This is a genomic window from Pseudomonas sp. SWRI179, assembly GCF_014268705.1.
Classification (GTDB): domain Bacteria; phylum Pseudomonadota; class Gammaproteobacteria; order Pseudomonadales; family Pseudomonadaceae; genus Aquipseudomonas; species Aquipseudomonas zanjanensis.
The window spans coordinates 1-25,140 of sequence record NZ_JABWRA010000003.1; the positions used below are offsets into that span (position 1 = coordinate 1).

Genomic DNA, 25,140 nt, shown 5'->3' on the forward strand with positions numbered 1-25,140 from the left:
CGAGGCGGCCTGATAGCCGATCTGGCTCTTGATGGGGACCGCGTTTCTCCTGTGGGAGCGAGCCTGCTCGCGATGGGGTCAGCAAGTCCAACATCCATGTAACTAAAACACCGCTATCGCAAGTTTGCTCCCACAGCGTTTACCGTTGATCAATCTGTGGCGTGATGGCTGGGAAGCTCTTGTGGCGAGGGAGCTTGCTCCCGCTTGAGTGCGCAGCGCTCATCGCTTTTTTGGGGCCGCTGCGCGCCCCAGCGGGAGCAAGCTCCCTCGCCACAGGACCGTGCCGTTTCCCAAACCCTTGTGGGTATCCAACATCACCGCAAACTGATCCTCCGCTTTCGCGAGCAGGCTCGCTCCCACAGAAGAAACGCGATCCCCATCAAGAGCCAGGTCGGCTACTAGGCCGCCTCGCGGTGGACGTTGATCTCGGCGCCCCGTTAACCACGATGGCCGAACGCAGGCATTGTGGAGAGGCCCACGGAGCAATGCAGGAGTGAGGGCACACCGAGCCTAGGCGAGGTGCCAAGTGGTGGGGCAAAAACGCTTTGGTTACTTTTGACTGGGCCGGCTTCCGGACTTTTCGAAAGTGACCCGCCGTTGGGGCGGAACCCTAAGTGGCCGTTACCGCAGAAACGGATATACACACCAACCTTAAAATCCCACCCAGCTCAACGGCTAAGCAGGAAAATCCGCCTGAGGTGCAGCCGAATCGCTAGCAGGTGAAGTTTGGAAATCACACCCACCGATGCTCCACCCCAACACTTCCAATGCGTCGCAACCATCCTGCAACAACAGATGCGCGGCGTTGGTGAAATGCTCCAGGTCATAACCTTCGGCGTTTTTCATGCAGAGACAGGAAACGCTGTTGAGTAAGTCTCGGGCGGCTTTGATGCGATGCGCAGCCGTTTCCAAAAGATCGGAAGCGCCAGCTTCTGTGTCGATAAACAGTGTGGCGCCGACGCTGGTATTGGCTTGAAGGGAATGGAACTTGATCATCGGGTTGCTCTCTTGAGTTAGGAGCTACCGCCGTTCGCGGAGGCAGCAAAAAGCGCCGCCGTTGGGGGCGCTCGTGCACTCTTGTTCGACCGGCTAAGATCGGTCACCGATTTGTCGATGACGAGAGAACTATAGGCGAGGCCCTAATGACAAAAAACCGGGTTTCTTGATCTCGGAGCTATCCTACGCGAAACCCGGAACGGGTTTACAGATTCGATATTTGACAGACAGATCTCGGAATTCAGCCACGCAGAAAGGTCTGGGTATGCTGTAGGGCAATGCTTCGAGCCACGGAGGCCGGCGCGGTGATGCTGTGATCACAGCGTGGGCAGCCTACAAGCTCCATCGCTATGTCTCGCCAGCGGCTAGGAGACGGCTGGCATCGCGACCCGGGATGAAATTTTTAAAGTTCGACCTCATTCATGAGAGGTCGTACTCAATGCCTACCCAACACTCTTATCTTCCCCAACATCTCGCTCTGGCAATAGCCTTGGCGCTCGGCTGTGTCGAGGTTTCGATGGCTCAGTCACCTGCCGAGACTCCTACGACTGCCGAGTTTCAAGAGCGTCTCAAAGCGCTCGAAGAAGCTACAGACACTAAGCATCACAGTATTGTCACCCCCCGCAAAAAAGGCATGAAACTGACTAAGACCAATGACTTGGTCAACGTCAGCGCAAATGGCACGTTCGGCGGGACTGTTGAGGGAGGTGGCGGAACCAACGTTCTGCGATTGGGCGATGCTCAACACTCCAAAGTACCTGAGACCCGCAATTTCGAGGCTTTGCATGTCACTAAAGGCGAATGGGAGCACACCGGGAATTTCGCTGGTTGGGGAGTGATCGAGCCGGAGACCACGTTGACCAACACCGGCCATATCGACGGACAGATCGGGGTACTCGGTGCGTTCGATAACAAGGGGGTTGTCGCCAACAACGTGATCATCGAACCAAGCGCCCGCATGACAAATTCCGGCACAGTCAATGGCGGTGTCCATGTGCGCGAGAACGCCAGTTTCAGCGGCAATGGATCCGTGGAATTTCTGAGCGTAGCGGGTCAGTTGAGGGTCGGGCCTGAGACCGGTGCCCCCTCGATCAAAGGAAACTTCGAGCTGTTGAGCGGCGCAGAGCTGATCTATGGCGTCGATGCTGATGGTCGTAGCTCGACGATCAACGTTGAAGGCACCGCGACACTGAACAACACGACCCTGAAAATCGATGCTGTACCGGTCGAAAACATGGGCACGAGCGAGCACACGGTGATCCGAGCGGGGGACATTGAGGGTGAGTTCGGCAAGGTCATTAGCAATCTCACCTTCATGACGGCGACCCCGCACTACAGCGGGACGGAGGTTGGCCTGACCTATGCGCGCAACGACATCCCCCTCAAGGTTGCAGCAAAGAACGAAAACGCAGAAAGATTCACCAACAGCATCGAAGATCCGCAAACGGCCACGCCACTGCCGCCCAAGCCTGTCGACAATGTAGCGGCTGTCCGGTCACCTACCACCCAAGCGAAAGTCGATCCGGCCCAACATCCCCGCCAAGCGTCGGCAGTGGCCAGCATTGAACCGAAACCCACCAGCCAGCCGCACACCACTCCCTTCGCGCAACCCAACGCAGCCGTCAATGCGCTGCTCGGTACCAACCTGCATACCGCCGTCAACGCCATCGACCAGCTAGCTGGCTACGACACCGCCGATCTGGGCAATGCCACCTTGAGCAGCATCGCGCCAATCGGCACCGGAATGCTCTCGGCCATGGGCCAGCGAAATTCAGAAAGCGTGCATACCGACGGCCAAGTCTGGGTCCAAGCCATCGGCAACAGCGGCAGCCTCGCCAAGGAATGGGGCGATTTGGCTCTCAAACATTCGACCAAGGGCCTGATGCTGGGAACCGACTGGGCTGTCAGCCCCGATTGGCGGTTGGGCATCATCGGCAGCAAGACCCAGACACGGATGGACAGTTATCAGTTCGTCGGTGCCCTGGACAGTTGGCTCGCGGGCGCTTACGCCTTGCGCCAGGACGGGCCGCTGGCGCTGCGCCTGGGTGCCGTCCATGGCAGCCATGACGGCAGCACCAAGCGCCATGTCGCGTTCAACGGTTTCAGGGATCGTCTCAAGGGTCGCTACGACGCCACGACACAACAGGTCTTTGGGCAAGTCGGCTACAACCTGGATGTTGGACATTTCGATATCGAACCCTATGTCCAAGTGGGTTACCAGCGCTATCAACGCGATGCCTATACCGAAAAAGGTGGGGACGCCGCGTTGCAGTACAACGGCCAGGCACAGGAACACTACAGCAGCGACCTCGGCCTGCGCCTCGCCCGCCCTTTGGTTTTCGACCGAGGCATGCGGTTGACGCCGCGACTGGATGTCGGCTGGAAGCACCTGTATGGCGACGTAAGGGGCACCTCACATCAGCGTATGGCTAGTGGAAGTGGCATCTATACCGTCAAAGGCGTCGAACTGGACCGTGACAGCTTGCTCTGGCAGGCAGGGCTAGATTTGGCCGTATCGCCACGTCATACCCTGGGACTGAATTACAGCGGCGAAACGGGCCAGGACAACCGCAACGGCGCGTTGACCGGCCAATGGCGGATGATGTTCTGACGGGCGAAAAAAAAGGGGAGCACCTGCTCCCCCGAGGTAAAACAATGCATCGAGGCCGTTTGGATCAGCCTTCGATTTCGATCAGGATCTCGCCCGGGTTGACCCGGTCGCCCTTGGCCACATGAATGGCGGTGACCTTGCCGGCGATGGCCGCCTGGACTTCGGTTTCCATCTTCATGGCTTCGGTGATCAGCACCGCTTGGCCGGCCTTCACCACGTCGCCCTCCTTGACCAGGACATCAACGATGTTGCCCGGCATGGTGGTGCTGACATGGCCTGGCGCAGTGGCTTGCTTGCGCTTGCTGCTGCCGCCGCCGACGAATTCATTGAGCGGTTCGAACACGACCTCTTCGGGCATGCCATCGATGGACAAGTAGAAGTGACGCTTGCCTTCGGCCTTGACGCCCACACCGGTGATGTCGACGCGATAGGTTTCGCCGTGCACGTCGATGACGAACTCGGTCGGCACACCTTCACCGCCCGCGGAGCTCACGCTGCCTGCCTCAGGAATGGGCAGCAGCACTTCCGGGGTCAGGGTGCCGGCTTCGCGTTCCTCGAGGAACTTGCGACCGATGTCCGGGAACATGGCATAGGTCAGCACGTCCTCTTCGGACTTGGCCAGTGCACCGATTTCGCCGCGCAGCTTGGTCATTTCCGGCTTGAGCAAATCGGCCGGGCGCACGTCGATCACTTCTTCGCTGCCGATGGCCTGGCGACGCAGCTTCTCACTCACCGAGCCCGGCGCCTTGCCGTAGCCGCCCTGCAGATAAAGCTTCACTTCGTTGGTGATGGTCTTGTAGCGCTCACCGGCCAACACGTTGAAGAACGCCTGGGTGCCGACGATCTGCGAGGTCGGGGTCACCAGCGGCGGGAAGCCGAGGTCTTCGCGTACCCGCGGGATTTCCGCCAGCACTTCGTTCATCCGGTTCAGCGCGCCCTGCTCTTTCAGCTGGTTGGCGAGGTTGGAAATCATCCCCCCCGGCACCTGGTTGACCTGGACGCGAGTGTCCACCGCGGTGAACTCGCTTTCGAACTGGTGGTACTTCTTGCGCACGGCGTAGAAATACAGGCCGATTTCCTGCAACAGCTCCAGGTCCAGCCCGGTGTCGAATTCACTGCCTTTAAGGGCCGCAACCATCGACTCGGTGCCCGGATGGCTGGTGCCCCAGGCGAAGCTGGAGATCGCGGTGTCAATGTGATCGGCACCGTTTTCGATGGCCTTGAGTTGGCACATCGCGGCCAGGCCGGCGGTGTCGTGGGAGTGGATGAACACCGGCAACGATTGCTCGCTCTTCAGCGCTTTCACCAGCTCGCCAGTGGCATACGGGGTCAGCAGGCCGGCCATGTCCTTGATCGCCACCGAGTCGCACCCCATGGCTTCCATCTGCTTGGCCTGGGCCACGAACGCGTCGATGGTGTGCACCGGGCTGGTGGTGTAGGCGATGGTGCCCTGGGCGTGCTTGCCGGCAGCTTTCACCGCTTCGATGGCGACCCGCAGGTTACGCACGTCGTTCATCGCATCGAAAATACGGAACACATCGATGCCGTTGACGGCGGCCTTGGCGACGAATGCCTTGACCACGTCATCGCTGTAATGGCGATAGCCCAGCAGGTTCTGGCCGCGCAGGAGCATTTGCAGGCGGGTGTTGGGCAGCGCCGCGCGCAGTTGACGCAGGCGCTCCCACGGGTCTTCCTTCAGGAAGCGCACGCAGGCGTCGAAGGTTGCGCCGCCCCAGACTTCCAGCGACCAATAGCCGACCTTGTCGAGCTTGTCGCAGATCGGCAGCATGTCTTCGGTGCGCATGCGCGTGGCGAGCAGCGATTGGTGAGCGTCGCGCAGGATTGTGTCGGTAACGTGGATCTTCTTGGACATTGTCATGATTCCTTACAGGCCTGCGTGGGCGGCAATGGCGGCGGCGATGGCCAAGGCCAGCTCTTCGGGTTTGCGCTTGATCGAGTAGTTGGTCAGTTCAGGGTGGCTTTCAACGAAGCTGGTGTTGAACTGGCCGCTGCGGAATTCCGGATTGCGCAGGATTTCCTGGTAATACGCGGCGGTGGTCTTGACCCCCTGCAGGCGCATGTCATCCAGGGCTCGCAGGCCACGGTCCATCGCTTCTTCCCAAGTCAACGCCCAAACCACCAGTTTCAGGCACATCGAATCGTAGAACGGCGGAATGGTGTAGCCGGTGTAGATCGCCGTGTCGGTGCGCACACCCGGGCCACCCGGGGCGTAGTAGCGGGTGATCTTGCCGAAGCTGGGCAGGAAGTTGTTTTTCGGATCCTCGGCGTTGATGCGGAACTGCAACGCAAAACCCCGGTGCTGGATGTCTTCCTGCTTGACCGACAACGGCAGCCCGGAGGCGATGCGGATCTGTTCGCGAACAATGTCGATACCGGTGATTTCTTCGGTGATGGTGTGTTCCACCTGCACCCGGGTGTTCATCTCCATGAAGTACACCTCGCCTTCGGCGAGCAAAAACTCCACGGTGCCGGCGTTCTCGTAGCCCACGGCCTTGGCCGCGCGCACCGACAGGTCGCCGATGTAGGCGCGCTGCTCGGGGGTCAGTTGCGGGCTCGGGGCGATTTCGATCAGCTTCTGGTTACGGCGCTGGATCGAGCAATCGCGTTCGAACAGGTGCACCACGTTGCCGAAACTGTCGCCCAGGATCTGCGCTTCGATGTGCTTGGGATTGACGATGCATTTTTCCAGGAACACTTCCGCCGAACCGAACGCCTTGGTGGCTTCGGAAATCACCCGCGGGAAGGCCTGTTCGAGTTCTTCACGGCTGTTGCAACGACGGATACCGCGACCGCCGCCACCAGAGGTGGCCTTGAGCATCACCGGGTAACCGATCCGATCACCTTCGGTCAGGGCCTCTTCGATGCCCGCCACGTTGCCTTCGGTACCCGGCGTGACCGGCACACCGGCCTTGATCATGCTGCGACGCGCTTCGGTCTTGTCACCCATGCGGCGAATGACTTCCGCCGAAGGGCCAATGAATTTGATGCCGCGCTCAGCGCAGATGTCTGCCAGCTCGGCATTTTCCGAAAGGAAACCGTAGCCGGGGTGCAAGGCATCACAGCCGGTTTCCACCGCCAGGTTCACCAGTTTGCGTGGGTTGAGGTAGCCGGCCAGCGGATCGGCGCCGATGCTGTGGGCCTCGTCCGCACGCTTGACATGCAACGCATGACGGTCCGCGTCGGAGTAGACCGCGACCGAGCGAATGCCCATCTCGGCGCAAGCGCGCACGATGCGGACGGCAATCTCACCACGGTTGGCGATCAGGATCTTTGTTATCAATTGGAGGTTCCCTTGAGCCGGTGATACCACGGCCTGGGATCCAGGCCGACGCGTGACCAGATGTAACAATTGGTCGCAGCTCCACACTAGTCCTGGCTGTGGATTAACAAAAATGAATAATTATTGGGTCATGCATAAGCAAAGACTTATAGTTGAGCTGTCCGCCCCACACCAGAGTACTTAAAAGATGCGTAAGTCGTTGATGCGTATGACATTGCGTCAATTGCAGATTTTCAACGAGGTGTGCGACCTGAGGTCCTACAGCCGTGCAGCCGACGAAATGTCTCTCACACAACCGGCAGTTAGCCTACAGATTCGATCTCTGGAAGAGCTGATTGGCCAGCCGTTATTCGAATACGTCGGCAAAAAACTCTACATGACCGAAGCCGCCGAAGCCCTGCAACGTGCCAGCCGCGACATCTTCGGGCGCCTGGAAAACCTCGATATGCAGCTCTCGGACATGCAGGGTTCGCTGCAAGGCCAACTGAAGCTGGCGGTGGAGTCCAGCGCCAAGTACTTCGTCCCGCATCTATTCGCCGCATTCAAGCGCCAGCATCCGGAGGTCAACCTCAACCTCACGGTGGTCAATCGCGGCCAGGTCATCCGCCGGCTCTCGGACAACCGCGACGACTTGGTGATCATGTCCATGGTGCCCCAGGACATGGGCCTGGAATTCCTGCCCTTTCTCAACAATCCGATCGTCGCCGTGGCGCCGCCCGACCATCCGCTGTGCCACCTGGGTCCGCTGCGCTTGCAGGACCTGGAGCCCTACACGCTGCTGTTGCGCGAGCCGGGGTCCGGCACGCGACTGGCCTGTGAGGAATATTTCAAGGAGAAACGAGTGCACTTCACCCAGACGCTGGAAGTGGCGTCGGCGGAGGCCCAGCGCGAATGCGTAGTAGCCGGGCTGGGCGTGGCGCTGTTGACACGCCACGCCGTGAGCCGGGAATTGTCGTCCGGCGCACTCATCGAGCTGCCGGTGGAGGAATTGCCGCTGTACCGCAGTTGGTGCCTGGTGCAGGCCAGGGCCAAGCGCCTGTCACCGGTGGCCCATGCCTTCCTGGCCTTCGTTCGCGGCGAGCGCGCTCAGATCATCGGCCTGGTTGAGCGTTTCGACGGGAAGCCGCCGGCGTTGCCTGCCAGTAATTGAACTCTACCGCGTCAGGAAACTCGCTGATCTCGGCCAGAAGCTGGCGCTGTTCATAGCGGTCTTCGATGGCACGACGGAACGCCATGCGGCGCTGGTCTTCCTGCTGACGACGGGTTTTGACGGCGCTGCGTTCTTCGTAGGACTGGGTCATGTCGAGACTCCCAAGACGTATACGGGAGCTTTACGATGACGGTGAGGGATGACGGTTTGGCGGCGTGTGCGTTACAGAACGATGAATTCAGGGGAAATGATCCCCTGTGGCGAGGGAGCTTGCTCCCGCTCGGCTGCGCAGCAGTCGCAAACCAGCCAATGCGGTGTATCTGGGAAAATCGTTGGGGGCTGCTTCGCAGCCCAGCGGGAGCAAGCTCCCTCGCCACAAAAGCCCCTCGACCTCAGGGCTTGGGATTCAGTCGTCCAGCGCCTTCACCGACTTGGGCGACAGCCTCAGGCTGCGAAGGCTGCGCTTCACGCTCTTGAGGTGGTTGACCAAGCTCGGGCCACGAGCCATGGCGACGCCCATCGCCAGTACGTCGATCACCACCAGATGGGCGATGCGCGAGGTTAGCGGCGTGTAGATCTCAGTGTCTTCATGCACGTCGATGGCCAGGTTCACCGTGGAAAGCTCTGCCAGCGGCGTCTGGCTCGGGCACAAGGTGATCAACGAGGCACCGCTTTCGCGCACCAGGTTCGCGGTGATCAGCAGGTCCTTGGAGCGCCCCGATTGGGAAATGCAGATCGCCACATCGGTGGGTTTCAAGGTCACTGCCGACATGGCCTGCATGTGCGGGTCGGAATAGGCCGCTGCCGTCAGCAGCAACCGGAAGAACTTGTGCTGGGCATCGGCGGCCACTGCGCCCGAGGCGCCGAAGCCATAAAACTCGACACGCTGGGCCTGGGACATGGCCGTGACGGCTTTTTGCAACGCCACCGGGTCGAGCTTCTCGCGAACTTCCATGAGGGTATGCAGGGTCGTGTCGAAGATTTTCAGGCTGTAGTCCGCCACTGAATCATCTTCATGGATCGCAAACTGACCGAAGCTCGCGCCGGCGGCCAGGCTTTGCGCCAGCTTGAGTTTCAGGTCCTGGAAGCCCGAGCAACCGATGGCCCGGCAAAAACGCACGATGGTCGGTTCGCTGATGCCGACGCTGTGGGCAAGGTCGGCCATGGAGCTATGCATCACGGCCGCGGGATCAAGCAGTACGTGATCGGCGACTTTCAGCTCCGACTTGCGCAGCAAGTGGCGTGACTGGGCGATGTGTTGCAACAGGTTCAAGGGGCTGGACTCTTGTTATGGGCAGATGCCGGGATGTAGCAAGCTTGTAGTTATACTACAAGAATTGGCGCTTTGCCCGTCCAAAACGTAACTGGATTACCTCGCTGCCCCTTTGTTTTGGCCGAGGATTGCCCGATGTAGCAGTCTGGGCCGTAGCGCAAAGCCTCTGCGCTGTCGATCGCCTGACTTCCCGACCCGGCCAGAGCTTCCAACGTGGGCAATAGCGTCTATTTCCAATGAGCCAAACACTCAACAACTTGCAGTTCCCAACAATATATAATCCCTGCAACCCTAGGCGGTAGCTCTCAAGCCAAAACCAAGTAGGCCATTGAAAGTTCATTTCTCCTTACAATACCAACTGCCACTTAGCTAACACCATCAAGTCAAAGCCGTTATATTGGCTCCCGCAGGAAGCAATCAACTTTAACTAAAGGAATTACCACTATGAAAATCACAACTAAAGATTGGACAGCACAAATCGATCGTATGCCAGGCGCTGCATCTTTCCGCACCTTTGGCACCGTAACCGTAGCAAATTCCGGCGTTATCCCGACGCTGGTCCGGAGTGCCAAACAGGACAAATCTTTTGATCTACGATTGGAGTTGACACTTCAAAACTCCGCCGGGGTTTCGCTACAAGTGCTCACAGACAAGGTTGTCGAATACAAAGAGCTGGGCGAATCCAACGTCACCAGTGTCAGTATTTTTTTCGAAGGAAAGTTGCTGCACCACATTGATGAAATTCTAATCACCCAATAAGCACTCGGCCACAAACAACTTCCCGCCCGACGCATTCGTCGTCAGACGGGAAGTTTCAATCGGCGATCAGTTCACTTAGCCAAGTGTTCCATCCGCAACAACTTGGCCAACCCCTCGGCTTCCACCGGCCGGCTGATCAGATACCCTTGAACCTCATCGCAACCTTCGTTCCTGAGGAACTCAAGCTGCTCCTGGCGCTCAACGCCTTCAGCCACTACCTTGAGCGACAAGCCATGGGCCATTGCAATGATTGCCCGGGTAATGGCGGTGTCCACGCTGCCCTCGCCCAGTCCCCGAATGAACGCTTGGTCGATCTTCACGTAGTCCACCGGGATACGCTTGAGGTAGCTCAAGGATGAGTAGCCGGTGCCAAAATCATCGATCGCCAGCTTGACCCCAAGGTCGCGCAATTGCTGGAACGTGGCGATGATGTGTTCAACGCTGTCGAGCAACTGGCTCTCGGTCAACTCCAGCTCCAGGTACTGGGGCGCCAGGCCGGTTTCCTCCAGCACTTGTCGCACCAGGCTGACCAGCTTGCCCTGGCGCAACTGATGCACCGACAGGTTGACCGACACCCTGATCGGCTCAAGCCCTTGGCGCTGCCATTCGCACGCCTGCCAACAGGCTTGGCGCAACACGAACTCGCCAATCGGTCCGATCAGCCCGGTCTCTTCAGCCAAGCCGATGAAATCCCCCGGCGGGACTCGGCCCATGGCCGGATGATCCCAACGCACCAGCGCCTCGGCGGCGTTCAGGCGACCGGTGGCCAGGCACAATTTGGGCTGATAAAAGACCTTCAGTTGTTGCTCTTCCAAGGCCTTGCGCAGTTGATTTTCCAGTTGCAGGCGCTCCAGCGTGCTGGCCTGGAGACTCTCGGTGTAGAACTGGAAGTTGTTGCCCCCCAGATGCTTGGCGTGCTGCATGGCCATGTTCGCCTGGCTGACCAGCGTGGCAATTTCTCGCGTGTTGTCTGGCAACAAACTGATACCGATGGAGGCACTGAGCACCAATTCATGACCTTCGATGGTCAGCGGCACGCGCAGCTTGGCGGCCAGCCGGGTCGCCACCCGCGCCAGGCTGGAAAGGCTGCCGTAGGCATCGAACAACACCGCAAACTCATCGCCGGATAACCGGGCAATGGTGTCGGCCTCGGGCAGTGCATTGATCAAGCGCCGCGCCATTTTCTGCAACAACTGGTCGGCGATGTCATGGCCGAGGCTATCGTTGAGCAGTTTGAAACGGTCCAGGTTGATATGCAGCAACGCCAGGCTACGCCGTCCACCCTGGCGCACCCGCTGATGAGCTTCGTTCAGGCGCTCGCGGAACAGGGAGCGATTCGCCAGCCCGGTCAGCTCGTCGTAATGGGTCAGGTAGCGCATGCGCTCTTCGGATTCGCGGCGCGCCGAAAGATCGGCGAAAAAGCCCACGATATGGCTGATATTTCCCCGAACATTGCGCACGACGTTCAGTTGCAGCCATTGCGGGTACAACTCGCCGTTGGCCCGCGCCTCCACCAGCTCACCCTGCCAGGTGCCATGCTGTTTGAGCGCTTGGCGAATGATGGGGTAGTGCCGGCGCGCGTCGCGACTGCACGGCAGGTTGACGACGTTGCGCCCAAGCATGTCATCGATATTGAAACCGGTGACTCGCGTGAACGCTTGATTGGCCGCGAGCAGCACATAGTTGGGGTCGAAAATCACAATCCCTTCGCTGGCGGCCTCGAACACCGTGGCCGCCAGCTGCCGTTGCTGCTCGAGTTCCTTGCTCGCGCTGATGTCGCGCCGAGTCCCGACCATGCGCAGCACCCGTCCGCTGGCGCTGCGCTCCACGGCCCGGCCACGGTCTTCGATCCAGACCCAATGGCCATCGCCGTGCCGCACCCGGTATTCGATCTGGTAATCCTCGCTGCGACCCTTGAGGTGTTCAACCAGGGCCCGCTTGAGCGCCGGCAGGTCTTGGGGGTGCAGGCGCGGAGTGAGATGGCTGAGCATCGCCGTGACGTATTCGGGCTCCAGGCCGAACAACTCCTTGAGCTGGGTGTGATGGACTTCGTCAGTCTGCAGGTTCCAATCCCACAACCCCAGCTCACTGGCCTTGAGGGCCAGGGCCAGGCGCGCCTCGCTTTTGCTCAGGGCCTGGCTGGCGGCCTCCAACTCAAGGCTGCGCTGCGCGACGCGCGCCTCCAGGCCCACCTGGGCCGTCCGCAATTTTTCCTCGGCCGAGCGCCGTTGCTCAACCTCCCGGCCCAGCGCCTCGTTGAGCATCGCACCGCGGGTTTGGGTTTGCTGCAGATGCTCGATCAACGCCTGGTTCTGGAAACGGCGCAACATGCCATTCTGAATCAGGCGATTGACTTGCCAAGCCACCACGCTCAAGGAAACCAACACAATCAGCCCGAGCCAGCCCCACCCCCGCTGCTGCTCATCGCCACCCCAGAAGAGATAGCCGATGGCCGGCAACAGGCAGGGCAAGGCAAAGGACAGGAACGCCGGAAGACTCACGGCATAGGCCACGCTGGCCGACAACGCGGCCGCGCCAATCAGGCCGAACACCCAGGCCTGCTGCTGGAAGCTGTCGGCCGGGACCAACGCGATGCCAGCACCAGCCAGCGTGAGGCCGGTCATCGCCGAGCCCAGCAAAAACATACGCAACCAGATCGGGTGGGCCTGGCGGCTTGGCATTGCCGAATCGAAAGCCGCCACCTGGATCACCCGCAACGCCACCAGTGACAACAACCAGACGAGCCAGACGCTGACCAGGAAATAGCGCCGCGGCTCCCATAACAGTGCGGCGCAGACCAGACCGTTGAGCAGCATGAACAATGTTGGAAGCAGTGAGCCCTGATACAGCAGACGTGTGCGCTCGACCGCCATCTCCGTGGCGTACTGCTTGCAGATGACCCGCGGTTCCACACAGGGGCCCGCCGGATCGGAATTGAGGGTCATTGGCACTGTTCTTGTTCTTATAGAGAGGAGCGTGGAGAACCCGAAACAAGCGCCGAGCATACACAAGCCATGGGCCATCCCACACTGCCCCAGCTCATAAAAACATTGAAAAAAGTCGCTATTTCATTGGATGGCGCCCCTCCCGAGCGAGTCCTGCCAACGCCTGTAGCCCGTGACTCGCCGGTCATCACCAAACGGTCTTTTATCGGCCGATGCAAAGCTCGGTTTGCCCGGGGTGACGCCGCACCCTAGAATGCTCCGATGCGCGATGATCTCTCCCTTCTGCTGAACTCCCTCAACGATGCCCAACGCCAGGCCGTAGCTGCCTCCGTGGGTCGTCAGTTGGTCCTGGCCGGTGCCGGCTCCGGTAAAACCCGAGTGCTGGTGCACCGTATCGCCTGGTTGATCCAGGTCGAGAACGCCTCGCCCCATTCGATCCTGTCGGTGACATTCACCAACAAGGCCGCGGCGGAGATGCGCCATCGCATCGAACAACTGATGGGCATCAACCCCGCCGGCATGTGGGTCGGCACCTTCCACGGCCTGGCGCACCGCTTGTTGCGGGCGCATTGGCAGGAGGCCGGGCTGAGCCAGACCTTCCAGATCCTGGACAGCGACGACCAGCAACGCCTGGTCAAGCGGGTGATCCGCGAGCTGGGCCTGGACGAACAACGCTGGCCGGCCCGCCAGGCCCAATGGTTCATCAACGGCCAGAAAGACGAAGGCCTGCGCCCGCAGCATATCCAGGCCAGCGGCGACCTGTTCCTGGCAACCATGCGCAGCATCTACGAAGCCTACGAGGCGGCGTGCCAGCGTGCCGGGGTGATCGACTTTTCCGAGCTGCTGCTGCGGGCCCTGGACCTGTGGCGCGACCACCCGGGCCTGCTGGCTCACTACCAAAAGCGCTTCCGGCATGTACTGGTGGACGAGTTCCAAGACACCAACGCCGTGCAATACGCCTGGTTGCGGCTGCTCGCCAAGGGCGGCGACAGCCTGATGGTGGTGGGTGACGACGATCAGTCGATCTACGGCTGGCGCGGCGCCAAGATCGAAAACATTCACCAGTACTCGGCGGACTTTCCCGACGCCGAAGTCATCCGCCTGGAACAGAACTACCGCTCCACCGCCGGCATCCTCAAAGCCGCCAACGCCCTGATCGCCAACAACACCGGGCGCCTGGGCAAGGAACTGTGGACTGATGGCGGCGAAGGCGAAGCGATCAACCTCTATGCCGCCTTCAACGAACACGATGAGGCCCGCTACGTGGTGGAAACCATCGAGAGCGCGCTGAAAACCGGCCTGGCCCGTAGCGACATTGCCATCCTGTACCGTTCCAACGCCCAGTCGCGAGTGCTGGAAGAGGCCTTGCTGCGCGAACGGATCCCTTACCGCATCTATGGTGGCCAGCGCTTCTTCGAACGTGCGGAAATCAAGAACGCCATGGCCTATCTGCGCCTGATCGAAGGTCGGGGCAACGACGCGGCCCTGGAGCGGGTCATCAACGTGCCGACGCGGGGCATTGGCGAGAAAACCGTCGAGGCGATTCGCGATCACGCGCGCCACAGCCATGTGTCCATGTGGGAAGCCATGCGCCAGCTGGTCACCAACAAAGGCGTGACCGGTCGCGCCGCCGGTGCCCTGAAGGCCTTCATGGACCTGATCGAAGACCTGGCCGCCAAGTGTGGGGAAATGCCCCTGCACTTGATGACCCAGACCGTCATCGAGCAGTCCGGCCTGATCGCCTACCACGAAGCGGAAAAAGGCGAGAAAGGCCAGGCCCGGGTGGAAAACCTCGAGGAACTGGTCAGCGCCGCGCGCAACTTCGAGAACACCGAAGAAGACGCAGACCTGTCGCCCCTGTCGGCCTTCCTCGGTCACGCCTCGCTGGAGGCCGGCGACACCCAGGCCGACGAACATGAAGACAGCGTCCAGCTGATGACCCTGCACAGCGCCAAGGGCCTGGAATTCCCCTACGTGTTTCTCGTGGGCATGGAAGAAGGCCTGTTCCCTCACAAGATGAGCCTGGAAGAGCCGGGACGCCTGGAAGAGGAACGACGCCTGGCCTATGTCGGTATCACCCGCGCCATGCAGAACCTGGTCATGACCTACGCCGAAACCCGACGCTTGTATGGCAGCGAGACCTACAACAAAGTGTCGCGCTTCGTACGTGAAGTGCCGAAGGGCTTGATCCAGGAAGTGCGGCTGTCCAACAGTGTCAGCCGACCGTTCGGCGGCGGCCAGCAACAAAGCACCAGCAGCTTGTTTGGCGGCAGCGATATCCCGGAAACCGGCTTCAGCCTCGGCCAGACCGTGCGGCATTCGGTATTCGGCGACGGCGTTATCCTCAACTTCGAAGGCGCCGGCGCCCAAGCCCGGGTGCAGGTGAATTTCAGCGAAGGCAGCAAGTGGCTGATGCTGGGGTATGCCAAGCTCGAAGCGATCTAAAGACCCACAGGAAGCACCCTCTGTGCCTCCTGTGGGAGCAAGGCTTGCCCGCGATAGCGATCGGTCTGACACATCTATGTCGAATGGGCCACCGCTTCGCGGGCAAGCCTTGCTCCCACAGGTATAAATCCCCCACCCACATTGTAGTTTCCGATAGAACTTGTTCCCCTTTCCTACAGCCCAAAGCGAACAAGCCTTCTTGCACAGCCGAAGCTGAACCTAAGCTGTCACGCAAAAGCCCGAAACACTCTCCCGCTAGCCAGCAACAGTTCAGCTGTGCAACATGGCGCGCGTGCTATCCACAAATGGGAATGCCTTTATATGAAACGTTTTCTTAGCATCGCCATGGCGTTGTGCATCGGCCTGACGATGGCCATCGACGCCAATGCCGCCAAGCGCTTTGGCGGTGGTAAAAGTTCGGGAGCAGCCCCGACTCACCAGACCAGCCAGATGGCGCCGTCTTCTGCCGCCGGCTCTACCGCTGCCACCGCAGGCGCGGCCGGTGCCGCGGGCGCTGCCACCAAGGCCAGCGGCGCGTCGCGCTGGCTCGGCCCCCTGGCCGGCATCGCTGCCGGTGGCCTGCTCGCCTCCATGTTCATGGGTGACGGCTTCCAGGGCATGCAGATCTTCGACATCCTGATCATGGCGGTCATCGCCTTCCTGGTCTTCCGCTTCATTGCCGCTCGTCGTCGCAAGCAGCAGGAGCAACTCGCTCCAGCTGGCCACGCGCCGATGCAGCGTGAAGTGTTCAACCAGCAGCCTGCCAGCGGTTCGATCTTCGGTGGTTCGGCAGCGCCTGTGGCCGCTCGTCCGGTGATCAATGCGCCGGCCTGGTTCAATGAACAACGCTTCATCGAAGCCGCGCGCAACCACTTCATGGCCCTGCAGCAACATTGGGACGCGAACGAGATGGACAAGATCTCCGAGTTCGTCACCCCACAATTGCTGGAATTCCTCAAGCGCGAACGGGCCGAACTGGGTGACGGCTTCCAGTCCACCTACATCGACAACCTGCAGGTGCAACTGGATGGTGTCGACGATCGCGCCGACAAGACCATCGCCACCCTGACCTTCAGCGGTCTGTCGAAGGATTCTCGCTTCGACAAGGGCGAAGCGTTCAGCGAAAGCTGGAACATGGAACGTGCCCAGGGCGATGACCAGCCTTGGCTGGTGGCCGGTATCCGCCAGAACGGTTGAACCTTTACCGTTTTTGCATGTTGAAATAAAAGAACCCCGGCTCAGGCCGGGGTTTTCTATTTCGCGGTTGCATCTATAGCGAGCTACTGTATAAACCGCTCCATATAAAACCGCGCCATCGAGAAAGAGGATCCCCGGACGTGGAAGAAATCATCGAACAATTGCGTGAAGCCAACGAGCCCGTACCGGTCCCGCTGGAATTGCCCGACGAAGACATGCTGGTAGAGATCGAAGAGCAGCTGTTCATCGATATCCCGTTCGTCTTCAGGGAGTTTTTGCTAACCGTCAGCGACGTCGTCTACGGCAGCCTGGAACCGGTAACCGTCACCGATCCACAGTCCCACACCTACCTGCCGGATGTGGCCGCCAATGCCTGGGATGCCGGTGTCGACCGCAGCCTGATCCCGATCTGCCAGGACGGCGATGATTATTACTGCGTCGAAGAAGACGGCACGGTGGTGTTGTGGCAAGCCGAAGAAGAACTGGTCGCCGAGGAAACCTGGGAATCGGTCTGGCACTGGGCCCGGGACGTCTGGCTGGAAAGCTGAGCCCCGCTGCCGGTCAATGCCCGGACGACTCCTTGTGGTTGTCCAGGGTTTCAAGCAAGGCCACCTGCATCCGCGTATGCAAGCGGATGAACCAACGCCAAAGCAGTGCCGCCACGGCAGTCGCCACCACGGCGATCAGTACGAGCAACTTGTTGGTCGGCAGGATGCTGGCCGACAAGGCTGCCAATAGCAGGAAAATCACCAGCAGCGAGAGAATCGGGATCACTTCGGCGATCACCCGGCGCACGCGCTGGGTGTGGCGGCCAGCCATCTCCGGCTTCACGCCCATTTCCGCCAGCAACATCGACAACGCCTTGAGCTTGCGGTAAGCAGCGATCAAGAACGGCAGCGACAGCAGTAACGCCCCACCCCAGATCAATGCTTTTTGCCAGCTCGGATCGCTGATCCAGGCTTGCAGGTAAGCCGACATCCGCTCGGCGAAATATCCCCCCGAGACAAAAATGGCGATGACCAACGCCAGGTTGACGCCTACCTGCAGGAGAATCCGCCGGATCATCGACGCCAGCATCGCACCTTCGCCGTGGGGCTGGATGCTACGCAGCCATTCGCCATACATCCCCAGCACTCGCGTCAGCCGTTGCGGCATGGCCGTTGCCAACTTGACGGACAGCGGGTCGGCGGCCCGAATCAAGTAAGGCGTCAGCAGTGTGGTCAGCACCGAGACGGCGACCGCTACCGGGTAGAGGAAATCGCTGGTGACCTGCAAGGTCATCCCCAGCGACGCGATGATGAAGGAGAATTCGCCGATCTGCGAAAGACCCATCCCAACGCGCAACGAGGTGCGTCCATCGTTGCCGGCGATAAAGGCACCGAGGCCGCAGGACAACATCTTGCCAAGCACCACGGCGCCCGTGATCACCGCAATCGGCCAGGCGTATTGCAGCAATATCGCCGGATCGAGCATCAGCCCGATGGCGACAAAGAAGATCGCGCTGAACAGATCACGCACCGGCTCCACCAACCGCTCGATCTTCAGCAGTTGCCGGGACTCGGCCATGATTGCACCGATCAGGAATGCCCCGAGCACCATGCTGTATTCCAGCTTCACCACCAGCAGGCAGAAGCCGAAACACAGGCCGAGCACGGTAATCAGCAGCATCTCATTGCTATCGAACTTCGCCACGTAGGCCAGCAACCTCGGCACCAGCAGAATGCCGATGACCAACGCGACGATCATGAACAGCGACAACTTGCCAACGGTGGAGAACACCTCGCCGGAGCTCACGGTGCCGCTGACGGCAATGCTCGACAGCAAGGCGATGATGCCGATACCGAGAATGTCCTCGACGATCAACACCCCGAAGATCAACTGCGCGAAGCGCTCGTTCTTCATCTTCAGGTCGTTGAGGGCCTTGACGATGATGGTGGTGGAGGAAATGGCCAGGATCGCGCCCAAAAACAGCGAGTCCATGGTGCTCCACTCGAACCAGCGACCGATTTCATAGCCGATCCAGATCATCAACACGATTTCGAGGAACGCCGCGATGAAGGCTGTGGCGCCGACCTTGAACAGTTTGCGCAGGCTGAATTCCAGCCCCAGGCAAAACATCAGGAAGATCACCCCGAGCTCGGCCAGGGTCTTGATCGTGTCTTCGTCGTGGATAAAACCAAACGGCGGCGTGTGCGGGCCAATGATGAAGCCGGCCACGATATAGCCCAGTACCACCGGTTGTTTGAAACGATGAAAGAGTACGGTTACCAACCCCGCAGCCATCATGATGATCGCCAGATCCTGGATGAAACTGATGGCATGCATGTCGGGGCTCCCTGTTCAAATGACGCACTGCCGAGCTGGAGAAATCCGTTTCCGCTGTAGGAATTGCCCTCGCAAGGGGCTTTTGAAGGGTAACACCGCGACTTCCGACAAAAAGACGGTGCAATATACGGAAACAGATCCATCGGCGCGTGACGGCAAGCACAGGCGCAGCGTCCCGATATCGGTGGTTTTAAAACGGGGTGACCTGTTTGCAGGCCACTCACCAGCATCCGCAGAGGTGCACTCCCGAATGACTGCCTTGAACCGTGAGTACGTTATGGAACCCGGAAACGCCCAGCTGTCGATGACGGTGTTGATGACCCCCGATATGGCCAACTTCTCTGGCAATGTCCATGGCGGCACCTTGCTCAAATACCTCGATGAAGTCGCCTACGCCTGCGCCAGCCGCTATGCCGGGCGCTACGTGGTGACCCTGTCGGTTGACCAGGTGATCTTCCGTGAGCCGATTCATGTCGGCGAGCTGGTGACCTTCCTGGCCTCGGTGAACTACACCGGCAACACGTCGATGGAAGTGGGCATCAAAGTCGTGACCGAAAATATTCGCGAACGCTCGGTGCGCCATACCAACAGTTGCTTCTTCACCATGGTTGCGGTGGATGACCAGCGCAAACCCGCCGCCGTGCCGCCCTTGCAGCCGCAAAACAGCGAAGAAAAGCGCCGCTACGAACAAGCCCAGCAACGGCGGCAGATTCGCCAGGAACTGGAGAAGCGCTACCAGGAGATCAAGGCGGACGGGCCTTAACTGGAGCGACTGTCCATTCGACCGAGTCGCCCCTTTCGCGAGCAAGCCCGCTCCCACAGTTAACCGAGTGCCTTTGTGGGAGCGGGCTTGCTCGCGAAAGGTGCATCACATTCACTATCAATGTCGCTGTTACACCGCTATCGCGAGCAGGCTCGCATGGCCTGCATTGATCAGAGGCTGATCGGCACCGCCTCGAACCGTACCCGTGGATGGGCGATCCGGTCCTGGGCACGGACCAGTTCCAATTCATAGCTGGTGCAGGCCTGGGTTTCCAGCAGCACTTCGTGCACCGCAGCGGCGGTGAATTCAAACGCCGCCACCAGGCCGTCCCCCAATAGTATCCGTGCCAGGAACAACCCCGAGGTCAGGTCACCCACACCCACCGGCTGGCGCGGGAAAGCCAACAGTGGACGGCGCAGGTGCCAACTGCCCTCGGCGGTCACCAACAGCATTTCGAAGCTGTCATCGGGTTTGCCGGGGTAGGCCAAGTGCTTGACCAGCACCGCTTTCGGGCCACGGGCCAGCAGCGCGCGAGCCATCGCCAGGCAGTCCAGCAACGACTGCGCCTTGCGCCCGGAAAAACTGTCCAGTTCCAGTTGGTTCGGGCACATGAGGTCCGCCACGGCAGCGGCTTCTTCCAAGAGAAATTTGCTCACCTCGGGCGCTACGATACAGCCTTTCTCTGGATGCCCCATGACCGGGTCACACAGGTACAGCGCCTTTGGATTGGCCGCCTTGATCCGCGCCACGCCCGTCAGAATCGCCCGCCCCTGGGCCGCGCTGCCCAGGTAACCGGATAACACCGCATCGCAATGCCCCAGCTCACCGATGGCGGCGATGCCTTCTACCAATGCAGGTATTTGCTCGGGCGCCAGCACCTCGCCGGTCCATTGGCCGTACTGGGTGTGATTGGAAAATTGCACGGTATTGAGCGGCCAGACGTTCACACCGACCCGCTGCATCGGAAACACTGCGGCGCTATTGCCGGCGTGCCCGAACACCACGTGGGACTGAATGGCAAGCAGATGAGGCGTACGTTTCATGCGGGAAGTTTCCGTAAAACGATTGAAATTCAAGCCGCGCAGTATGCGACTAAACGCAGCCTGTACGACAGACCGGCGAGACAGTTAAGCTGACAGCAACTTGTCGGAGCACTTCGTTCATGCTGACCCTTGGAAATATTTTCGTGCTGATGCTGCTGGCTAGCGGCGGCGCCTGGCTGTGGCACAACCATGGCTTGCGCGAACGGGCGTTGGCGAGGGTCGTGCAGCATTGCGCCAACCTCAAGATCGAGCTGCTGGACGGCAACGTGGCGCTGAAAAAAATCGGCTTCGTAAAGGACGCCAATGGTCGACGACGCCTGGCTCGCGTCTACACCTTCGAGTTCACCGTCACCGGCGAAAGCCGCCATTCGGGCACCATCACCCAGTTCGGTGCCCACAGCGCACACATAGAACTGGCGCCCTACCCGATGCCGTTCGAAGAAACACCACCAACCCCTATTGAACCGGTCCAGACCAGGCCCAGGGCCGAAGTCATCGAGTTGAGCCAGTGGCGCCAGGAACACAACAAGTGGAAGCCTTGAAACAGGGTTGATTCAGGCACACCGGCAGTTCGCCAGACCGGCTTGCAGGTGATCGACGTCTTGCGGCTGATCGAAAATCAGCTCGATCCGGGAATCCTGGCGCCATTCGCTGGCCTGCCAGCCCAGCGCCGTCCCTTTCAACGCATTGGCTGAAACCCAACCGTCGACGCTGTGGATAACCAGCTTCGCCCGTTTCCAGTCTTGGCCTTGTAGCCATCGCGTCAATGCCGCTGCGTCGAATTGCTGGCTGGGGTGCCAGCGCCAACCAATACTCCAGCCACCTTCCTGCTGCTGATACAAACAGATCGGCATCGTCGGGTCGGGCCAGATGGCCGGTATCTGGCCCAAGCGCTTCGGTAGATTCAAGTTATCCACAGCCCCACTGCCCCGAGCCGCAAGGCCTGGCAATCGATCGATCGGCAGCGCAGCCTGTTGCGTCCAGTACAACGCCCGCCCTGGCAGTTGCGCCGTCAACCGTTCGCGATCGGCTTGGGTGAGGGTGTCGGAGTTGTTCAGCACCAGCAGTCCGGCATCCGCCAAGGCTTGTTGCTGTGCATCGGGCAAGGGTTTGCCGTCCGCCATCGCCCGGGCATCCAACACCAGCACACAGGGTTGCACCGCCAGCACGCCGAGCCATGGCGCTTCGCTCAACTGCCGCATCAACTGCGCCGGATGTCCCAAGCCCGAGGGTTCGATGAACAGCCGATCCGGCCGGGCCTTGCGCAGCAAACGCCCAAGACCGATCTGAAACGGCGCGCCATTGACGCAGCACAAGCAGCCGCCGGCCACTTCGCCCAGTGCGATACCATCGCCAGCCTGGGTCAGCAGCGCGGCATCCAGGCCGATCTGGCCAAACTCATTGATCAGCACCGCCCAGCGCTCATTGGCCGGGCGTTGGGCCAGCAGATGTCTGATCAGGCTGGTCTTGCCGGCGCCCAAGGGACCGGCGATGACATGGGTGGGAATGTGCTGCAACATAATCGACGACTTTCGATGGAGGTGAACATGCGGATGATCGGCTGGTTGTTACTGGCATTGACGTCGAACCAGGCATTGGCCCAGGCCTGTGTGGTCCACAGCCAGGCGGAACGACTGGATGTGAAAGTCTGCCAGCAGAACCGCAACATCCCGCAGAAGCTGTTTGCCGACGGTTTCTGCCAGCCAAACCTTGCCGGCCAGAAAGTCGAGGTGCAATACGTCGATCAATGCCCTGGCGGCGCGTTCGGCGTGTGCAGCAACGCCCAGGTCGCCAATATGCCTTACCGCCAGGATATTCACTATTACGGCGTGGCGACCGATGCCGCTTACCTGCAGCCATTTTGTGAGGGGAAAAGCCAGGGAACTTGGCTCAAGCCTTAAGCCAGCCAGTCCAGCGTGAGAATCAGGCGACGCTCTCCCGGCGCGGGCTCCGGCGAGCGATGGATCAGGCCAAACCCCTCATTACCGTGCCATTTCTCGCCTTTAAGCAAGCCGACATCACCGCAACCAAACTGCTGGATCACGCGCGGATCAACCGGCCCGGCTTCAGGCTGTGCCAGGCGCCGGCGGTCCATGACCTCTTCCTTAAGCCACTGGCTACCGACACCCGCATAGGTAGTCAGCAACCGCACCGGCACGTGGTCGACATGGAAGCGCGGGCACATGGCCTTATCCAGGGTGCGTAGACGCAAACCGACACGTTGGGCGCCCAGCAGGCAGGCAAACGCGCTGACGAGCCAGGAAACATCGGCGATAAAGCCTTCATAGCCCTGCAGGTCGCTGAAACCCGCAGCCAGGCCGTGCAGCGCCGGCTGGGTGTCTTCCTCTGGCAAGTCGAGCACACGGGATTCGGCCAGTGGCTGGTCCATCGCCAGCACCATGGCGGCAAAATCGCCGATGTGTGCAGGAAGCTGCCGCTGCCAGACTGCCAGGTTGGTGCCGTCCTCCAAGATCTCCGTGAAGATGCCTGGCGTGTCGCCTTGGACCTGCCGGACCTGCATCATTTTTTTCAAAGCCGGCGCCAGCATCACGCTGCGACCTCTTCATGCCATGGGCCGAACGGATCGGGCAACAGCCGCCAGCTTTCAACGCCGAGGGCCATTTCCGCATCGGTGAGCAGGCAATCGTCCAGCTCAGCGGTAAGTTGGGAAAAATCGATGTCCTGGCCAATGAAGACCAGTTCCTGGCGACAATCGCCCGTGGCGGCCAGCCAGTTCTTCATGATTGTCACCGTGCTCTCTTCATCCTGCGGCCATTGATTCTTCGGCACGAACCGCCACCAGCGCCCGGCGAAACCATGCCGCATCAAGCCTCCCGCCTGGGACCAACTGCCCGCCTCCTCAGGCTTGCTGGCCAGCCAGAAAAAACCCTTGGAACGCAGGAGCTTGCCGTTGGGCCACGGACGGTCGATGAAGCTGAAGAACCGTTGGGGATGGAACGGCCGGCGGGCACGGTAGGCAGTCGAGGCGATGCCATATTCCTTGGTTTCTGGCACATGTTCGCCACGCAGTTCCTGTAGCCAGCCGGGCGCCTGGGCGGCGCGTTCAAAATCAAAAAGCCCCGTGTCGAGAATTCGGCCCAGGGGCACCTGCCCCATGACCATGGGAATGATCTGCGCCTGGGCGTTGAGGCGCCGCAAAATCGCGCTCAACTCTTCCCGCTCGTGCTGGCTGATCAAGTCGATCTTGCTGATCAGAATGACGTCGGCAAACTCGATCTGTTCGATCAGCAAATCGGTGATCGAGCGCTCATCTTCTTCTCCCAAGGTTTCGCCCCTTGAGGCCAGGCTTTCGGCAGCTTGGTAATCCAACAGGAAGTTCACCCCATCAACCACCGTGACCATGGTGTCGAGTCGCGCCACGTCGGCCAGGCTTCGGCCTTCTTCATCACGAAACGTGAAAGTTTCCGCCACGGGCAACGGCTCGGAGATCCCCGTGGATTCGATCAACAGGTAATCGAAACGCCCTTCCCTGGCGAGCTGCCCGACTTCTTCAAGCAAGTCCTCACGCAGCGTGCAGCAGATGCAGCCGTTGCTCATCTCGACCAATTTCTCTTCGGAACGACTCAGGGTGACATCTCGCTGGACTTCGCTGCCATCGATGTTGATTTCGCTCATATCGTTAACGATTACGGCGACCCGCAAATTGTCGCGATTACGCAGGACGTGGTTGAGCAGCGTGCTTTTACCGGCACCGAGAAATCCGGAAAGCACGGTTACGGGAAGGCGATTGGGCATCGGTATATCCTCATCGGACGGCCGCTTCGACGACGGCTCGTTTCCAGGGTTTGGCTGGGTTCAGGGCCTGGTTCTTTTAATGTTATAGTATAACAACACAATTCAACCAGCCCCGCCGGCTCTCATTGGTCCGAGATCAATCCATGCGCAACCATCTGAAGTTTGTTTTGGCGGGTCCGCTGTTGTTATGGGCGCTGAGCGCGGCGGCCCAAAGTCCACTATTGGCGAACTGCACCCGAAGCGCGAATTTTCTGGCCTGCGTGGATGAACAAGGCAATGCCTACAGCGTCGCGACCGCGGGAAATACAATTTATTTGCGCGGTTTTGAAGCCGTCGGTCGCCGCTATTGGGCGCAAACAAACAGCCGTTACGGTCAGCTTACGTTCTTTACGGGCTTGGCATCGGATGGAGAAAGTTGGGTTGGCTACAGCCGGCGTGTGGGCTGGACAACCCTTAATCGCTTTTCAAGCTCGGGCGGTAGCGGCGGATCATTTGTATGCGGTCGTATGAACGGCTGTCAGGCTTCACCGCGCTGATGTTTCACGTGGAACATGAGCGTTTAGGAAGATGAAACTC

21 protein-coding genes are annotated in these 25,140 nt (G+C 60.0%); 10 read left to right on the plus strand and 11 right to left on the minus strand.

Annotated features, from left to right (window positions below):
• Positions 1 to 675: 675 nt before the first annotated feature.
• Positions 676 to 996, minus strand: coding sequence for a hypothetical protein (locus HU767_RS02365; protein ID WP_186728403.1), 321 nt, complete (start codon positions 994 to 996; stop codon positions 676 to 678).
• Positions 997 to 1,435: 439 nt separating this feature from the next.
• Here HU767_RS02365 and HU767_RS02370 point away from each other — a divergent pair, with 439 nt between their 5' ends.
• On the plus strand, positions 1,436 to 3,607 hold the full coding sequence (locus tag HU767_RS02370; protein WP_186728404.1) for an autotransporter outer membrane beta-barrel domain-containing protein: 2,172 nt from the start codon (positions 1,436 to 1,438) through the stop codon (positions 3,605 to 3,607).
• A 64-nt stretch (positions 3,608 to 3,671) separates the two neighbouring features.
• Here the strand turns inward: HU767_RS02370 and oadA are convergent, their stop codons facing one another.
• Complete coding sequence (gene oadA / locus HU767_RS02375; RefSeq protein WP_186710765.1) at positions 3,672 to 5,480, minus strand: sodium-extruding oxaloacetate decarboxylase subunit alpha; 1,809 nt, start codon at positions 5,478 to 5,480, stop codon at positions 3,672 to 3,674.
• A gap of 12 nt (positions 5,481 to 5,492) precedes the next feature.
• Entirely contained in the window at positions 5,493 to 6,908 is a 1,416-nt protein-coding gene (locus tag HU767_RS02380; RefSeq protein ID WP_003187105.1) for an acetyl-CoA carboxylase biotin carboxylase subunit, read from the minus strand.
• Positions 6,909 to 7,095: 187 nt separating this feature from the next.
• On the opposite strand from HU767_RS02380, the gene HU767_RS02385 reads away from it, so the two are divergent.
• On the plus strand, positions 7,096 to 8,058 hold the full coding sequence (locus HU767_RS02385; protein WP_053126704.1) for a LysR family transcriptional regulator: 963 nt from the start codon (positions 7,096 to 7,098) through the stop codon (positions 8,056 to 8,058).
• On the opposite strand, the gene HU767_RS02390 is transcribed toward HU767_RS02385, so the two are convergent.
• Both HU767_RS02390 and hexR read right to left on the minus strand, forming a co-directional pair.
• Positions 8,000 to 8,209: a hypothetical protein gene (locus tag HU767_RS02390; protein WP_080675527.1), complete on the minus strand. Its 210-nt coding sequence runs from the start codon at positions 8,207 to 8,209 to the stop codon at positions 8,000 to 8,002. The genes HU767_RS02385 and HU767_RS02390 overlap by 59 nt on opposite strands.
• A 255-nt stretch (positions 8,210 to 8,464) precedes the next feature.
• Positions 8,465 to 9,331 (minus strand): transcriptional regulator HexR, encoded by an 867-nt coding sequence (hexR, locus tag HU767_RS02395; protein WP_003187110.1) that lies wholly within the window; start codon positions 9,329 to 9,331, stop codon positions 8,465 to 8,467.
• Positions 9,332 to 9,775: 444 nt separating this feature from the next.
• On the opposite strand from hexR, the gene HU767_RS02400 reads away from it, so the two are divergent.
• Positions 9,776 to 10,090, plus strand: coding sequence for a hypothetical protein (locus tag HU767_RS02400; protein ID WP_186728405.1), 315 nt, complete (start codon positions 9,776 to 9,778; stop codon positions 10,088 to 10,090).
• 71 nt (positions 10,091 to 10,161) lie between these two features.
• Here HU767_RS02400 and HU767_RS02405 read toward each other — a convergent pair whose 3' ends face one another.
• Complete coding sequence (locus HU767_RS02405; RefSeq protein WP_186728406.1) at positions 10,162 to 13,035, minus strand: EAL domain-containing protein; 2,874 nt, start codon at positions 13,033 to 13,035, stop codon at positions 10,162 to 10,164.
• A gap of 261 nt (positions 13,036 to 13,296) precedes the next feature.
• Here HU767_RS02405 and uvrD point away from each other — a divergent pair, with 261 nt between their 5' ends.
• From uvrD to HU767_RS02420, 3 genes are all read left to right on the plus strand, one after another.
• Positions 13,297 to 15,480 (plus strand): DNA helicase II, encoded by a 2,184-nt coding sequence (uvrD, locus tag HU767_RS02410; protein WP_186710753.1) that lies wholly within the window; start codon positions 13,297 to 13,299, stop codon positions 15,478 to 15,480.
• Positions 15,481 to 15,801: 321 nt separating this feature from the next.
• The gene (locus tag HU767_RS02415) at positions 15,802 to 16,677 is read left to right on the plus strand and encodes a Tim44 domain-containing protein (protein WP_186728407.1); all 876 of its coding nucleotides are present in this window, start codon (positions 15,802 to 15,804) and stop codon (positions 16,675 to 16,677) included.
• A gap of 140 nt (positions 16,678 to 16,817) precedes the next feature.
• Positions 16,818 to 17,225, plus strand: coding sequence for an SMI1/KNR4 family protein (locus tag HU767_RS02420; protein WP_186728408.1), 408 nt, complete (start codon positions 16,818 to 16,820; stop codon positions 17,223 to 17,225).
• 13 nt (positions 17,226 to 17,238) lie between these two features.
• On the opposite strand, the gene HU767_RS02425 is transcribed toward HU767_RS02420, so the two are convergent.
• A complete protein-coding gene (locus tag HU767_RS02425) occupies positions 17,239 to 19,002 on the minus strand; it encodes a cation:proton antiporter (protein ID WP_186728409.1) in 1,764 nt (587 codons plus the stop codon).
• Positions 19,003 to 19,279: 277 nt separating this feature from the next.
• Between HU767_RS02425 and HU767_RS02430 the strand changes: the two genes are divergently transcribed.
• Positions 19,280 to 19,765: an acyl-CoA thioesterase gene (locus HU767_RS02430; protein WP_041023987.1), complete on the plus strand. Its 486-nt coding sequence runs from the start codon at positions 19,280 to 19,282 to the stop codon at positions 19,763 to 19,765.
• A 170-nt stretch (positions 19,766 to 19,935) separates the two neighbouring features.
• Here HU767_RS02430 and pdxY read toward each other — a convergent pair whose 3' ends face one another.
• A complete protein-coding gene (gene pdxY / locus HU767_RS02435) occupies positions 19,936 to 20,808 on the minus strand; it encodes a pyridoxal kinase PdxY (RefSeq protein ID WP_186706511.1) in 873 nt (290 codons plus the stop codon).
• 119 nt (positions 20,809 to 20,927) lie between these two features.
• On the opposite strand from pdxY, the gene HU767_RS02440 reads away from it, so the two are divergent.
• Positions 20,928 to 21,350 (plus strand): DUF3301 domain-containing protein, encoded by a 423-nt coding sequence (locus HU767_RS02440; RefSeq protein WP_186706510.1) that lies wholly within the window; start codon positions 20,928 to 20,930, stop codon positions 21,348 to 21,350.
• A gap of 12 nt (positions 21,351 to 21,362) precedes the next feature.
• Here the strand turns inward: HU767_RS02440 and HU767_RS02445 are convergent, their stop codons facing one another.
• On the minus strand, positions 21,363 to 22,328 hold the full coding sequence (locus tag HU767_RS02445) for a CobW-like GTP-binding protein (protein WP_186706509.1): 966 nt from the start codon (positions 22,326 to 22,328) through the stop codon (positions 21,363 to 21,365).
• A gap of 27 nt (positions 22,329 to 22,355) precedes the next feature.
• Here HU767_RS02445 and HU767_RS02450 point away from each other — a divergent pair, with 27 nt between their 5' ends.
• Positions 22,356 to 22,709 (plus strand): NADH:ubiquinone oxidoreductase, encoded by a 354-nt coding sequence (locus HU767_RS02450; RefSeq protein WP_186706508.1) that lies wholly within the window; start codon positions 22,356 to 22,358, stop codon positions 22,707 to 22,709.
• On the opposite strand, the gene HU767_RS02455 is transcribed toward HU767_RS02450, so the two are convergent.
• Entirely contained in the window at positions 22,706 to 23,356 is a 651-nt protein-coding gene (locus HU767_RS02455) for a DUF1826 domain-containing protein (protein WP_186728410.1), read from the minus strand. The genes HU767_RS02450 and HU767_RS02455 overlap by 4 nt on opposite strands.
• The gene (gene zigA / locus HU767_RS02460; protein WP_186728411.1) at positions 23,356 to 24,564 is read right to left on the minus strand and encodes a zinc metallochaperone GTPase ZigA; all 1,209 of its coding nucleotides are present in this window, start codon (positions 24,562 to 24,564) and stop codon (positions 23,356 to 23,358) included. The genes HU767_RS02455 and zigA overlap by 1 nt, the downstream gene beginning before the upstream one ends.
• A gap of 143 nt (positions 24,565 to 24,707) precedes the next feature.
• Between zigA and HU767_RS02465 the strand changes: the two genes are divergently transcribed.
• The gene (locus HU767_RS02465) at positions 24,708 to 25,100 is read left to right on the plus strand and encodes a glutamine synthetase (protein WP_186706505.1); all 393 of its coding nucleotides are present in this window, start codon (positions 24,708 to 24,710) and stop codon (positions 25,098 to 25,100) included.
• The last annotated feature ends 40 nt before the right edge of the window (positions 25,101 to 25,140 follow it).